Origin of the sequence: Laceyella putida (assembly GCF_042665195.1) — a bacterium.
Taxonomy (GTDB): domain Bacteria; phylum Bacillota; class Bacilli; order Thermoactinomycetales; family Thermoactinomycetaceae; genus Laceyella; species Laceyella putida.
Window position 1 is genome coordinate 17,145 of sequence record NZ_JBHTBW010000005.1, and the last position, 13,299, is coordinate 30,443.

The 13,299-nt window shown below is 50.9% G+C and carries 11 protein-coding genes; 7 read left to right on the forward strand and 4 right to left on the reverse strand.

The genetic code is table 11. The features are described from left to right. The first annotated feature begins 512 nt into the window (after nucleotides 1-512). From ACFQNG_RS01440 to ACFQNG_RS01450, 3 genes are all read left to right on the forward strand, one after another. Nucleotides 513-1,217 carry a pyridoxamine 5'-phosphate oxidase family protein gene (locus ACFQNG_RS01440; protein WP_379863018.1) on the forward strand — a complete coding sequence of 235 codons (705 nt, stop codon included), beginning with the start codon at nucleotides 513-515 and terminating at the stop codon, nucleotides 1,215-1,217. A 251-nt stretch (nucleotides 1,218-1,468) separates the two neighbouring features. Continuing rightward, nucleotides 1,469-1,819: a DinB family protein gene (locus tag ACFQNG_RS01445; RefSeq protein WP_379863019.1), complete on the forward strand. Its 351-nt coding sequence runs from the start codon at nucleotides 1,469-1,471 to the stop codon at nucleotides 1,817-1,819. 199 nt (nucleotides 1,820-2,018) lie between these two features. Beyond that, nucleotides 2,019-2,864 carry an undecaprenyl-diphosphate phosphatase gene (locus ACFQNG_RS01450; RefSeq protein ID WP_379863020.1) on the forward strand — a complete coding sequence of 282 codons (846 nt, stop codon included), beginning with the start codon at nucleotides 2,019-2,021 and terminating at the stop codon, nucleotides 2,862-2,864. 392 nt (nucleotides 2,865-3,256) lie between these two features. On the opposite strand, the gene ACFQNG_RS01455 is transcribed toward ACFQNG_RS01450, so the two are convergent. The 3 genes from ACFQNG_RS01455 to ACFQNG_RS01465 all read right to left on the reverse strand — a co-directional run bounded on the left by ACFQNG_RS01455 (nucleotide 3,257) and on the right by ACFQNG_RS01465 (nucleotide 6,395). Continuing rightward, the gene (locus ACFQNG_RS01455) at nucleotides 3,257-4,084 is read right to left on the reverse strand and encodes a carbohydrate ABC transporter permease (protein ID WP_379863021.1); all 828 of its coding nucleotides are present in this window, start codon (nucleotides 4,082-4,084) and stop codon (nucleotides 3,257-3,259) included. 1 nt (nucleotide 4,085) lies between these two features. Beyond that, a complete protein-coding gene (locus tag ACFQNG_RS01460; protein WP_379863022.1) occupies nucleotides 4,086-5,006 on the reverse strand; it encodes a carbohydrate ABC transporter permease in 921 nt (306 codons plus the stop codon). 138 nt (nucleotides 5,007-5,144) lie between these two features. After that, on the reverse strand, nucleotides 5,145-6,395 hold the full coding sequence (locus ACFQNG_RS01465) for an extracellular solute-binding protein (protein ID WP_379863023.1): 1,251 nt from the start codon (nucleotides 6,393-6,395) through the stop codon (nucleotides 5,145-5,147). Between the two features lie 479 nt (nucleotides 6,396-6,874). On the opposite strand from ACFQNG_RS01465, the gene ACFQNG_RS01470 reads away from it, so the two are divergent. After that, complete coding sequence (locus ACFQNG_RS01470; RefSeq protein WP_379863024.1) at nucleotides 6,875-7,903, forward strand: LacI family DNA-binding transcriptional regulator; 1,029 nt, start codon at nucleotides 6,875-6,877, stop codon at nucleotides 7,901-7,903. Between the two features lie 289 nt (nucleotides 7,904-8,192). Continuing rightward, complete coding sequence (locus tag ACFQNG_RS01475) at nucleotides 8,193-10,154, forward strand: glycoside hydrolase family 15 protein (RefSeq protein ID WP_379863025.1); 1,962 nt, start codon at nucleotides 8,193-8,195, stop codon at nucleotides 10,152-10,154. Nucleotides 10,155-10,265: 111 nt separating this feature from the next. On the opposite strand, the gene ACFQNG_RS01480 is transcribed toward ACFQNG_RS01475, so the two are convergent. Next, nucleotides 10,266-10,796: a hypothetical protein gene (locus tag ACFQNG_RS01480; RefSeq protein ID WP_379863026.1), complete on the reverse strand. Its 531-nt coding sequence runs from the start codon at nucleotides 10,794-10,796 to the stop codon at nucleotides 10,266-10,268. A gap of 190 nt (nucleotides 10,797-10,986) precedes the next feature. On the opposite strand from ACFQNG_RS01480, the gene ACFQNG_RS01485 reads away from it, so the two are divergent. After that, nucleotides 10,987-11,502: a hypothetical protein gene (locus ACFQNG_RS01485; RefSeq protein WP_379863028.1), complete on the forward strand. Its 516-nt coding sequence runs from the start codon at nucleotides 10,987-10,989 to the stop codon at nucleotides 11,500-11,502. Between the two features lie 238 nt (nucleotides 11,503-11,740). Further along, nucleotides 11,741-13,297 carry an ABC-F family ATP-binding cassette domain-containing protein gene (locus ACFQNG_RS01490; RefSeq protein WP_379863029.1) on the forward strand — a complete coding sequence of 519 codons (1,557 nt, stop codon included), beginning with the start codon at nucleotides 11,741-11,743 and terminating at the stop codon, nucleotides 13,295-13,297. Nucleotides 13,298-13,299 lie beyond the last annotated feature (2 nt).

The window sequence follows — 13,299 nt, forward strand, 5'->3', positions numbered from 1 at the left end:
ACAGCGAAGAATTAGGGCAAACTCTTGTTGGTTGACAGAGAAAAGTCCCAAGTGTGAAAGACCTAATTACGCAAGATAAGGAAAAGGTTGGTTAGGAGCATCGTTTCTTCGTTTTTTTAGTGACGGCGGTAGTCGTTCTCCTCTTTTGCATCTCCATTCCTCCTATTTAAGCGCAACAATATTTGATCCTGGACATTGATTGCTATTCTGCCGTGTCTTCGATGGGTTCAAAATGAGATGGTGTGTCAGTCGGTTGAATTTATTTTTTTGGTGCAACAAAACAGCAGTCGCTAAAGAGGGCAAGCTCATATATCCCTATCGAAACAAAGGTCACCTTTCCGACAAAGAAACAAGGCAATAAGGGGTAGCATAGCCATTTGGATTTGCTTATCCTGAATAACGTGGTGGTATAGAGATAAACCATGGGGGCAAATCACCACACAATGGTCTGGTTGACCTGTGTTACGAATCAAGAGAGACTGACTATAGGACATACAGGGGTGTTGGCAAAAATGATGGGCTCAGAGGGAGAACGCAAGTTACAGGTCAAGTACGGCAGCGAAAAACGGGCGGCCGCATTTTACAACAACCAAATGCTGGACCGTCTCACACCGATTATGCGGGAATTTATCGCGAAGCAAGAGATGATGTTTGTCGCCACAGCGGATCGCCACGGGAATTGCGATATGTCTTTTCGCGCGGGGGTTCCCGGATTTATCCGTGTCATTGACGAACAGACGGTGATTTATCCGGAATATCGGGGCAATGGCGTTTACGCCAGTTTGGGCAACATCATCGAAAACCCGCACATTGGGTTGTTGCTGATCGATTTCTTTGAGAATAAAATTGGGTTACATATCAATGGCGAGGCGGTTATTATTGAAAACGAAGAGCTGCCGGCATGCACCGAGGTTCCCAAAGCGGTGGCCGCGGAATTGCAGGCGCGGGAGAAGCGGGCGGAACGATGGGTGCTCGTGAAGGTGGATGAAGCGTATATCCACTGTTCCAAACATATCCCTTTATTGCGCAAAGTGGAGACTGAAACGCATTGGGGCACCGACGATGTGAAGTTAAAGGGTGGGGATTTCTTCGGGGCCAAATCGTTCAAACAGGATGCCCCGGTCGCTCAAGTCGCTCGGGTCGCCCGGGTTGGACAGGTCACCCCTTTTGGCATTCGTCGCAAGATCAAAGCCTTGCTGCTGAACAAGGAAAGATGAGAGTTTGAAAATGCATCAGTCCGCTTGAGCACGGAGATCCGAATTCCGTGCATTTTGTTTACCCTTTATTTTTCTGCTTTTGAAAGCGCTCTACACTTCTTTGTTGTGTCATGGTGGATGTCTGGTGTTTCCAATCCTGACAAGAGGTGATGACATGAAAGATTCCGGTTATCCCGTTATGTGGAACTTGTTCCCCGGCGGTTGACGCAGTTGTCCCAGGCGGAGATCGGGCAGCGCCCTGCGCCGGGAAAGTGGTCAAAGAAAGAGATATTGGGACATTATGCGATTCGGCCATCAACAATGTCAGTCGGTTTATCCGCGCCCAACAGAGTGAGGGGCCGTTTGTGGTGACGGGCTATGATCAGGATGAATGGGTAAGGGCACAACAGTATCAGCAGGCCAGTCTGGAAGAGGTCGCATCCCTTTGGGTTTCGCTTAACCGATCGGTCCTGCGCGTCGTTTCCCGCTTGCCGGAGGGGAAGGAGACGCAAGCCTGCCTGCTGCCCGATGGGAAACAAGTGACGCTGGCTTGGTTGATTAAGGACTATGTGGCCCATATGGAACATCACTTGGCGCAGATCTTTGCCGAGCCGCTGTTGTAACATGGCGAGAAGGAAAAGTCCCCATGCTCGTGGGGGTTTTCACCTGTGCACGGAATTAAGGGTCCCCGGATCAGATTGCTGGCATCCTGTTTATCAGGGGAGGCGGTGGAATGGAAGGTTCAATAAATTGAACCAACTTCCTTACCGTAACACTGTTATAATCAGATTATGGTTTCGACGAAACAGAAAACGCACACAGATGGTGTCAGGAAAGGTGAGCAAATTGAACTTATGGGAACTAGTTGTAGCCATTATCCTGGGTTTAGTTGAAGGGTTGACGGAGTTTGCCCCCGTTTCGTCCACAGGGCACATGATCATTGTGGATGATATCCTGCTTAAGTCAAAAGAACTCTTTTCTCCGGAAGTGGCAAACACATTTAAGGTTTGTATTCAATTGGGTTCGATCTTGGCCGTTGTCATTGTGATGAAAGACCGGTTTATCGACTTGTTGGGATTGAGCAGAGAAACGGATGAAGAAGGAAACCGCCTGAAATTGACGCAGGTGATCGTCGGTTTGCTACCTGCCGGTGTGTTGGGTTTCTTGTTTGAGGATTACATTGATGAGTATCTTTTCTCCGTCAATACGGTGATCATCGCATTAGTCGCTGGAGCGATCTTGCTGTTGGTGGCTGATTGGTTCCGTCCGGCGCGCCCCAAAGTGGAGACGGTGGATCAGATTACATATAAACAAGCGATTGGGATCGGCTTATTCCAATGCCTCTCCTTATGGCCTGGTTTCTCCCGTTCGGGGTCGACGATTTCCGGCGGGGTGTTGCTCGGGTTGAGCCACCGGGCGGCGTCCGACTTTACTTTTATCATGGCGGTGCCGATCATGTTGGGGGCAAGTACCATTTCCCTCATCAAGAACTGGGATTCGTTTACCCTCGATGCGTTGCCATTCTTTATCGCCGGGTTTGTGAGTGCCTTTATTTTTGCGCTCCTGTCAATCCGCTTCTTCTTGAAATTGATCAATAAAATCAAGTTGGTGCCATTCGCGATTTACCGGATTGTGCTGGCTGTGATCCTGTACTTGATCGTATCCTGATAAAAAACCACCTCTGACTCACGATCACCCGAGTCGAGGTGGTTTTTTTGTTATCCTTTACCACCAAAATCTTCTGAAGGGGAAGAAAAAGGGAAAGGGTCTGAAGAAAGGAAAGGGAAAGAAGAAAAACGGAAAGAACTGTTCCGTGTGGGCGTCAGGCGGTTGCCAATCGGTGGGTGGCATGGGATAGTCCTCAAGGGAATAAGGCATGGGATAATCTTGGTAATGAGAAGTAAACGGTTGATTTTTCTTCATGATGGTGTACCTCCAACTTTTTAATTATTCTATGCCATAGGCATTTGTTGGTGCTTGGACCATCATGGGAAGTGTGTCATGGGCATCGGGGGCGCAAAAAAGGCCCCCTGCTGGACAGGAGGCTTTCGGACCGGCGGTTATCCTTTGGTTCCGCCGGCGGTCATGCCGGAGATCAGAAACTTTTGCGCGAACAAGAAGAAGCACAGGGCGGGCAAGGTGATCAAGATCGCGGCGGCGGCCATGTAATGGTAATCGGTGTTATATTGGTTGACGAATTGTTGCAAGCCGATCGGCAACGTGTACATATGCTCGTCACTCAAGAACGTGATCGCGATCAAAAACTCATTCCAAGCGGTGATGAACGAATAGAACGCGGTCACGGCCAGACCCGGCAGGGCGAGTGGCAGCACAATGCGAGTGAAGGTGCCGAAGTGGGACAAGCCATCCACGCGGGCCGCTTCTTCCAACTCATAGGGAATGGTGTCAAAGAAGCTTTTCAGGTTCATGACGCAGAAGGGCACCGCCACGGTGGAGTAAGCCAGGATGACTCCGAAATAACTGTTTAATAAACCGAGTTTGTTCACGATCAGGTAGAGCGGGATGATCAACAGCGCCCCGGGGAACATCTGCGTGATCAAAATGCCGAGCTCCACTCCGTTTCGCCCGCGGAACTTGTAGCGGGAGATCGCGTAAGCCGCTGTCGTCGAGAGCACCAATCCCACGAGGGTAGTGAACAGGGCGATCAAGGCGCTGTTTTTAAACCAAGTGAGGAAGATGCCATTCGAACGGGTCAGGACGGTGGTGTAGTTTTCCAAGGTGAACGTTTTGGGAACCAGTTCGATGGAGTTTGAAAAGACTTCCGCTTCCGGTTTGAAGCTGGTCGATAAGATCCAGATGACCGGGAACACCGCGAGAAACGAGGACACGAGTAAGATCAGGTGAACCCACCAGTTGGATTTGCGCATCTTAGTAGTACACCCCCTCATTGGCATGGGCTTTCACTACCCGTCGATAGAAGAGCGTAAAGACGACGAGTATGCTCAAGATCACAACTCCATAGGTTGAAGCCAGCCCTAAGTTCCAGTTGCGGAACGCTTCCCGATAAGCGTAGGTGACCAAGATCTCGGTCGAGTGGACGGGACCGCCGCCCGTGATCAGATAGATGATGTTAAACATGTTGAATGTCCAGATAATCCCCAGGGTGGTTGCAGTGGCGGCAACGGGTTTCAACAAGGGCAACGTGATGTTTATCAGTTGTTGCCACGGGGAAGCGCCATCGATGCGGGCCGCTTCGTACAACGACACGGGAATGCTTTGCAGACCACCCAAGAGGGTCACCATCATGAACGGGATGCCGATCCAGACGTTGACCAGGATTGCCGACGTCATCGCCCAGAAGCTGTCACCCAACCAGGGCACGGTCGGGAGCCCCAGGTTTTTCAACAAGATATTGAAGAGGCCGTATTTGTTGTTGTACATCCATTGCCAAGCAAAAGCGCCAACAAAGGAAGGAACCGCCCAAGGTACCATGAGCAACATCCGATAGATGCCTCTGCCTTTGATCTTGCGGTTGAGCAGAAGGGCAAGGAACAGACCGATGGTGAAGTGGAAAAAGACGTTCACAAAGGTCCAGATCACGGTTTGCACCAGGACGTCGCGAAAGACGGATTTGGGTTGAAAGATGGTGCTGAACAAGTCGGTGTAGTTTTTGACGCCAATCCATTCATAGCTGGGCGGAAGAAATTTGCTGCCCATATTGTATTGATTCATATTGGTGAAGCTGTAAGAGATCCCTTGAATCAGCGGATAAAAAACGAGCAATGCCATGACGAGCAACACGGGTGCCAAGAAGACATATGCGATCCATGTATTGTTACGGGTACTCACTTTCAGGCCCGCCTCCTTCCATAGTTCGAGCTTTTGCTTAAGCGATAAGAAGAAGGAAGAGAAGCTTGCTCGCCCTCTTCCCTGAGTCGGTTGCTTGCTATCATCTGCTGGTTGGCCGGTGTGCCGTTAATGGGGCACTTATTTCTTAAGCAGTTTTTTCCAGGCTTCTGCTACCGCATCCAACGCTTGTTGCGGGGATTTTTCCTTTTTGAAGGCAGCTTGGATTTCCGGGGTGAACGCCGCGTAGATTTGACCGCCTTCCGGCATGACGGGCCGGTTGGTCGCTTTGTCAAGAACCGCTTTCCAATCGTTGATCAGTCGGTTTTCTTTCACTTCTTTCAACTCAAACGCCGATTTGCGGGTGGGAACCAGGCCGTTTTTGGTTGCGAACTTGGCTTGGTTTTCCGCCTTGCTCAGATAAGAAACGAATTTGTAGGAAGCTTCCTTATGTTTGGAGCCGGCATAGATCACAAGCCCATGCCCGCCCACTGGCGTCCCGGTTTTGCCTTCCGGACCAACGGGAATCGGCGCGATGCCCAGGTTGTTTGAATCTTTGAACTGCTCTCCTTTCAAGAGGTCGGAGACAGCCCATGGACCTTGGAGCACCATGGCCGCGCGGCCCGTTTTAAAGGCTTGTTGCAGGTTGTTGTAATCGTTGGCCGCGTCGAATTCATCAGGCATCACTTTGTCGTCGCGCAATTTGAGCAGGAATTCCAACCCTTTGACAGCACCGGCGTTGTTGACTTGGATCTCTTTATTGTCGGTGATCAGTCCGCCGCCGTAGGCCCACATGAATGGTTGATACCAGTAAGCATCGGTTTGGCGGTGATAGTAACCCCATTTGTCTTGGGCCGGATCAGACAAGGCTTTGGCTACCTGGTAGAACTCATCCATCGTTTTTGGCGCTTCGTTAAAACCCTTGTCCGCCAACAGTTTTTTGTTGTAAAGCAAACCGAGGGCATCGGTTACTTGCGGCACACTCCAGGTTTTGCCGTTCCATTTGCTGTATTTCAAAGCAACGTCCAAGAAATCGTCTTGGTCTTTGAAGTAGTCGTCCAGTGGCTGCAAGAGTCCCAGCGCGGCGAATTCCGGTGTCCAAGCGATTTCGGAGCGGAGCACGTCAGGGCCGTTGCCCGCTTGGGCGGCGGTTTTGAATTTGTTTTGCGCTTCCCCGAAAGGCACGTTTTCCAGCTTGACTTTGATGTCTTTGTTCTCTTTCTCAAAATCGCTGATGATTTCTTTCAAGGTTTCTGTTTCTTCCGGATTCATCGTGTTCCAGAAGCTGATGGTAACCGGACCGGATGATTGTTCGTTGGCGGCAGGGCTGCAACCGGCAAGCAAGGAACCCGCGACAGCGACTGAAGCAATGGCACTCAAGATTTTTTTCATGTACCTACTAGCCCCTTTCTGTGGATAGCTCGATCCCTTTCTCAAACAATCAGTCGCCCACTCATTCACACTATTTAGACAGAGGAAGTTGGATGAAAGAAGAGAGAAGAAGCAAGATGATGACGGATGTCTCCAGCGATCCGCCCCTCTGTTTAGTGCAAACGTTTTCGCGAGTGGCGATGTGAAGCAACTGCGTCTTTCTAGCATCATCCTACACCAAAAGCGGGAGGATGGAAAGCGTTTGCACATGAGCGAATAATGCCAAATGAAGCCTTGACAATCATTTATATTAATATATCTCGTTATTACGGTTGTTTACGAATTATTTCTTTATTTTTTTATATGAAATATGATTTAATGTTGGTTTTTCCTTTATATATCAAGGTTTATTTCAGTGTGCAAAAGAAGGAGTTTACAATCTTCTCCGTTTCCGCTACGATATAAAAAACAAACGTTTGCACAAATCTGGGGAGAGAGCGATGCCTTCTGTAACGATTAAAGATGTGGCACGGCTGGCAGGAGTTTCACCTTCCACCGTCTCCCGTGTCATTTCGAATCATCCACGCATCAGCGTGGCCACGGTTAAAAAAGTACGAGAAGCGATGGAAACGCTCGGCTATCATCCCAATATGATGGCGAAGAGCTTGGTTTCCAAAAGCACCAAGACGTTGGGACTCGTTTTGCCGCGCTCCGCCGAAGAGCTGTTCGCCAATCCCTTTTTCTCGGAAGTGCTCAGGGGAATGCTGGCTTACGCGAATCAGAAGCAGTATGATTTGCTGATCTCTTCAGCCAATAACCAACAAGATGAATTGGAAACGGTCACACGGATGGTGCTGGGACGCCGGGTCGACGGCATGATCCTGATGGCTCCCAGAAAAGCGGATCCGACCGTCGAAAAATTGTTGGAACTGGATTTTCCCTTTGTGTTGTTGGGAAGATCGCTGGAGCATCCCAATGTATTGGCGGTGAACAATGACAATATTAAAGCCTCGTTTGACGCGACCCAGCACTTGATTGACCAAGGGCATACCCGCATTGGGTTTGTCAGCGGCCCCCCCGACTTGGTTGTGTCGGAAGACCGCTTGAAAGGGTATCAATGGGCGCTGTCCAAAGCAGGTTTGCCGATGCGCGATGAATGGGTGATGGAATCGGATATTTTGCCCAAAAACGGATTTCATGCGGTATCCATGGTGATGAATTTGCCCGATCGGCCCACCGCGTTTGTCGTATCTGATGATGTGATCGCCTTTGGCATGATTCGCGAGTTGGTGGGAGCGGGTTATCAGATTCCCGAAGATGTGTCGGTCGTCGGCTTTAACAATATCGTGTTGTCCGAGCTAAGCAACCCGCCGATGACCACGGTGGATATCGGCATCTACCATTTGGGTTATCAGGCCGCGCAACACCTGATTCGCAAGCTGCAGGGGGAAGAGATCTTGCAAACGGGTTTAACGGTTCCTCACCGTTTGGTCATCCGCCAATCGGTTCGATCATTTATCCGGCGTTAGCAACCGTTTCCCCACCGCTTTTCCCGGGAACGTGGGAAAGTGTGAGTCCCCCGCTCCGTTTCGCCGTCAACCGGTTTGGCAACGGCCTACGGCATGACCGGGATAAAAGGTCGTCCCGATCCGCGCGGAAGCCCGCGTGCTTGACGCTTGACGGCAAGGGGCACAGGTGGTTGTCCGTCCGCTCGGTAAACGGGCAACCACCTGTGCCAAACCATCACTTGCACAAATGAAAGAAAACGCCTTCACCCAAAATCATCTGATCCCGATTGTATCGAAAGGAGCACCCCCCATGAATAGATCGCCTGTAACGAACAAACCGTATATCAACGATGCCGTGATCGGCAATTCTTCCATGTTGGTCGCTTTGGACGCCCGTGGTGAAATCCATCGCCTATGGTGGCCGCATGTGGATATGCCGCAACATGTGGAAACCATGAAAATGGGCGTGCTGGTTGAAGGGATGCAGGCTTCCACGAGCTGGCTGGATCAAGCGGAAGCATGGCGACATGAGCAATCTTACCTGCCGCGCACAAATATTCTGCGCACCCAAGCGACTGGGAAAAAAGTGCCGGTTGTGGTGGCGACGACGGACTTTGCGGTGCCGGACGAAGATTTGTTGGTCCGCAATGTGGAACTGACCAACACCGGTGAAGCGAAGCTCACCCTGACGTTTTTTGTGTACGCTTCCTTGCAGATCGCGGAAAACGCGTTGTACAATTCGGTTTCTTTTGACCGTGTGATAGATGGGTTGTTGTATTTCCGCCATCAGTATGCTTTTGCGCTTTCTGGTGCAAACGTTTGCGCTGGATATGCGATCGGCGATGCGTTTCGCCATGCGACCGCCGGGTATTTACCTGGGGATACGATTGGCATGGTTCCGCATGGGGCGCTCGCGTTTCGCTTGAGCTTGGCACCGGGAGAGACCCGGGCGTTGCCTCTCTACCTGACGGCCGGTACGACGGTGCATGAGGCGAGTGCCAAGATGCATCAAGCGAAGCGGGTGGGGGCCGCCGAATGGTTGGCGCGGACGGAGGCCTACTGGCAGAAGTATTTGCGGGGGGCCAAGCCGCTGGCGATCAGAGATAAGCAAGTGCAAGCAGTGTATGAGCGTTCGCTCTTAGTGTTTAAGTTGATGTCAGATCAAGCGACGGGAAGTGTCATTGCGGCGCCGGAGTTTGATGAAGCCTTTACCCGTTGCGGCGGATACGCCTATTGTTGGGGGCGTGATGCCGCCTATATCACCACGGCCTTTGACCAAGCCGGGCTGACCTCGCTGACCCGCGCCTTTTACCGTTGGGCGGTGCTTGCGCAAGATCCGGACGGCTCCTGGCAACAGCGCCATTACCATGACGGGCGCTTGGCCCCATCTTGGGGATTGCAAATTGACGAAGGGGGCTCCATCTTATGGGGAATGCATCAGCATTATCTCATGACCGGTGATCGCTCTTTCTTGGAAGAAATGTGGCCGGCGGTGGAGAAAGGGGCTTCCTTCTTGCTCTCCTACCTGGATGCGGAGACGGGATTGCCGCTGCCGAGCAGGGACTTGTGGGAAGAACGCGAAGCGGAGCATACCTACTCGGCGGCGGCGGTGTACGGCGGATTATCCGGCGCGGCCGCCATCGCTCGGGAGTTGGGCCAAACGGCCTTGGCGACCGCTTGGCGGGAAGCGGCGGGCGGCATCAAGCGGGCGATGGAGCAACATGCGGTGGATGGTGAAACGAACACGTTCTTGCGTGGGATCAAACTGCGTGTGAGTGAAGAGGAGTACAGAGAGGCCGTTGCCTCGGGGAAATCAACCGCCATGGAAACGGATGAAAAAGGGTATACCCGTTACCTGCTAATGCAAGATAACGTGTTGGATATCAGTTTGATTGGGTTGGCGGTTCCTTTCCGAGCGTTTGATGTCCATGACCCACGGATGGTCGCCACGGCGGATGCGATCGAGCGCGCTTGCACCTCTCCGGTGGTGGGGGGGATCCGCCGTTACGAAGACGATGCGTATATCGGGGGCAACCCTTGGATCCTTACCACGCTGTGGTTGGCGCAATACCGCATTCAACAGGGACGCATCGACGAGGCCAAACAACACTTTGCTTGGGCGGTGAAACATGCCACTTCTCTGAATCTCTTGCCGGAGCAGATCGATAAGGAGACGGGCGAAACGGCCTGGGTCGTGCCGCTCACCTGGTCCCATGCGATGTTTGTCCTCACTGCCCACATGCTGGCGGAAGCGGGAGTGGACGCGCTCTGACCACAGCCAATGGAGAGAAGCGCCAATATCCAATTATATAACGAAAGGCCCAATCCGAAGCGGCGAAGGGTACGGATTGGGCCTTTTGCGTTTGGGTACCTCCCATTCTGATTATTTCCCTTTAAGCATGTGTATGAATTTCTCTCCCCAAATAAAATGCTCTTGAATCCAAGGCATATTGGACGTCAGAGTAAATGTCCGTTTCGCAATCAGTTGATCTTCTCGGTAAACACGAGCAATATATGTTCCATCTTTCCATTTGTCAGCAGGAAGGGCAATTCCAAATCCTGCTGTGTTTTTCGGATTTGGATGTTCAGAGAAGATCACTTGATTCGAAGGCAGAGAAACAATATCAAGACGGTGCTCCCTCTCTTTATTCTGTTCTGCAATCGTAGACGCAAAAGAGACAAGTACCCCTAAATTCTTCTTATGAAACTCTGTTCTGTAATTATCAAGATAATCATAAGGAATAAGCATATGTGTGGCATCCTCATACCCCATATAGATTTCGTCTTTCTTCCCTGTGGCGTCGGAAGTTGCCACAAGCCACCCGATTTCAAGAACAGGATAGAGGAAAAATAAGAAGAAAACGAAAGCGCCAATACTGATCCAATATTTTCTCTTTCTATAAAGCAGTCTCAATGATCATCCCCTCCATCTCCTATTATTCGTTCCTTGTGTGCGGTTTTTGTGATTTCTTCATGAACCATTCCTTATATGGGGTCGAATCCATCCTCTAAAACGGGAGGTTGGTTTGTAGCGTGTTTTCGCTTCCTGAAACCATGAGTTGGCGTTAAGATGAGAGAAAAAGCCGAATGGGAGTGGAGCAACGATGGAAAAAGCGCCATTGTACCTATATGAAAAACAAATCGTGCAGGAGTATCTCTACAAAGTGTATGTGGACGGTTCAAGGCTCTGCTTTGCCAAACTTCCCACTGTGCAAAGGGGCTCTTTTCTCGGCGGACTGATTTCGTCGCTTCCGTTTTGGCTGGAGTTGGTCGCGGTGTTTGTGCTTGAGTGGTTCGGCTATGACCCCGATGAGCGGAAGCTGAAGAAAGACCTGGCGGAGCGGGAACAAATCGAGCGGCACTTTGATGAACTGAGCCAAACGGATATGGAGAAGTTGCTGAGTTTCAAACACCATTTCGCCATTGATCTGAGCCGGATTGAGAAAGTGGTCATCATCCCCCAATCCTCTTATGAGATGCGGCGGGGAGTCCTGCGCTTTGTGATGGCGGAGGAAGAGGAGCGAGCATTTCAGTTCATCAAGTCTTTTAAAGTACCACGGATTAAGGAAATATTGTGTGAAGCCTGCCCGGCGGTGCACATTGAAGAGAGAGCCTATTGAGGGCTTGGTCTACCGATCTATGTGGTTTGACGCCATATATGGCGATCTTCCCCTCGCACAAAATGCGAGGGAGGGTGTTTGCGTTTCTTGGATACAAATCCGGGATGGTGAACGCGGCCAAGACATGCTACACTCAAGTGGGTACTCTCCTGAATAAGTGGGGGGGTTTTAGGTGTGGGCAGAAACCTTTTTTCATTTAAGAATAGAAATGATCATTTCATAGAAAAGAGTGTCGCTGATGAGTATTTTAACGGTAAAAAACTTAAGCCATGGCTTTGGCGATCGCGCGATCTTCCAAGATGTGTCTTTCCGTTTGCTCAAAGGGGAGCACGTGGGCTTGATTGGAGCCAATGGGGAAGGGAAATCCACCTTTATGAACATCATCACGGGGAAGCTGGAACCGGATGAAGGAAAAATCGAGTGGGCGACGAAGGTGCGGGTCGGTTACCTGGATCAGCATGCCGTGCTGCGGAAGGGCATGACGATTCGCGATGTGCTGAAAAGCGCCTTTCAGTATTTGTTTGACATCGAAGCGGAAATGAATGGCATGTATGCCAAAATGGCTGAGGCGGCACCGGAAGAGCTGGAGCGGTTGATGGAAGCTGTCGCCCCCTTGCAAGATTTGCTGATCAATAATGATTTCTATACGATTGATGCCAAAGTGGTTGAGATTGGCCGGGCTCTAGGATTGGAGGATATCGGCTTGGATCGGGATGTGCACGACTTGAGCGGGGGGCAACGGACGAAGGTGCTTCTCGCCAAACTTCTCCTGGAGAAACCGGATATCCTGCTCCTTGACGAGCCGACCAACTACCTTGATGAACAGCATATCGATTGGTTGAAGCGTTACTTGCAAGAGTATGAAAACGCGTTTATCCTCATCTCGCATGACATTCCTTTTTTGAATAGTGTCATCAACCTGGTTTACCATATGGAGAATCAACAGCTGAATCGGTATGTGGGCGATTATGACCATTTTAAGGAAGTGTATGAAGCGAAGAAACAGCAACTGGAAGCGGCCTACAAAAAACAGCAGCAAGAAATCGCCGAGCTGAAAGATTTTGTCCAACGAAACAAAGCGCGGGTATCGACCAGAAATATGGCGATGTCCCGCCAGAAGAAGCTGGACAAGATGGAAGTGATTGAACTGGCCAAGGAAAAGCCGAAACCGGAATTCCGCTTCAAAGAGGCGCGCACTTCCGGCAAACTGATTTTTGAAACGAAGCAGTTGGTCATCGGTTATGATGAACCGTTGTCCCGCCCACTGGATTTGCGGATGGAGCGCGGTCAGAAGATTGCCTTGGTCGGCGCCAACGGGATTGGGAAAACGACCTTGTTGCGCAGCCTCTTGGGGGAAATCAACCCAATCTCCGGTACGGTGGAACGGGGGGAATCCTTGCATATCGGGTATTTCGAGCAAGAGACCAAAACGGCGAACCACCGTACGTGCATCGATGAGATTTGGAGCGAGTTCCCCGGCTTTACGCAGTTTGAAGTGCGGGCCGCCCTCGCCAAATGCGGCTTGACGACCAAGCATATCGAAAGCAGGGTGGAAGTGTTGAGCGGTGGGGAGAAAGCCAAAGTGCGCCTCTGCAAGCTGATCAACAGGGAGACCAACCTGCTTGTGCTGGATGAGCCGACCAACCACTTGGATGTGGACGCCAAAGAGGAGTTGAAGCGGGCGCTGAAGGCGTATCGGGGAAGTCTCCTCATCATCTGTCACGAGCCGGAGTTTTACCATGATGTGGTGACGGATGTGTGGAATGGTGAATCGTGGACAACGAAAGTGTTTTAACG

Excerpts from the sequence above, each read along its gene's own strand:
- ACFQNG_RS01485 (WP_379863028.1), top strand. The coding sequence starts at position 10,987 with ATGGAAAAAGCGCCATTGTACCTATATGAAAAACAAATCGTGCAGGAG.
- ACFQNG_RS01450 (WP_379863020.1), top strand. The coding sequence starts at position 2,019 with ATGGTGTCAGGAAAGGTGAGCAAATTGAACTTATGGGAACTAGTTGTA.
- ACFQNG_RS01455 (WP_379863021.1), bottom strand. The coding sequence starts at position 4,084 with ATGCGCAAATCCAACTGGTGGGTTCACCTGATCTTACTCGTGTCCTCG.
- ACFQNG_RS01440 (WP_379863018.1), top strand. The coding sequence starts at position 513 with ATGATGGGCTCAGAGGGAGAACGCAAGTTACAGGTCAAGTACGGCAGC.
- ACFQNG_RS01470 (WP_379863024.1), top strand. The coding sequence starts at position 6,875 with ATGCCTTCTGTAACGATTAAAGATGTGGCACGGCTGGCAGGAGTTTCA.
- ACFQNG_RS01490 (WP_379863029.1), top strand. The coding sequence starts at position 11,741 with ATGAGTATTTTAACGGTAAAAAACTTAAGCCATGGCTTTGGCGATCGC.
- ACFQNG_RS01475 (WP_379863025.1), top strand. The coding sequence starts at position 8,193 with ATGAATAGATCGCCTGTAACGAACAAACCGTATATCAACGATGCCGTG.
- ACFQNG_RS01465 (WP_379863023.1), bottom strand. The coding sequence starts at position 6,395 with ATGAAAAAAATCTTGAGTGCCATTGCTTCAGTCGCTGTCGCGGGTTCC.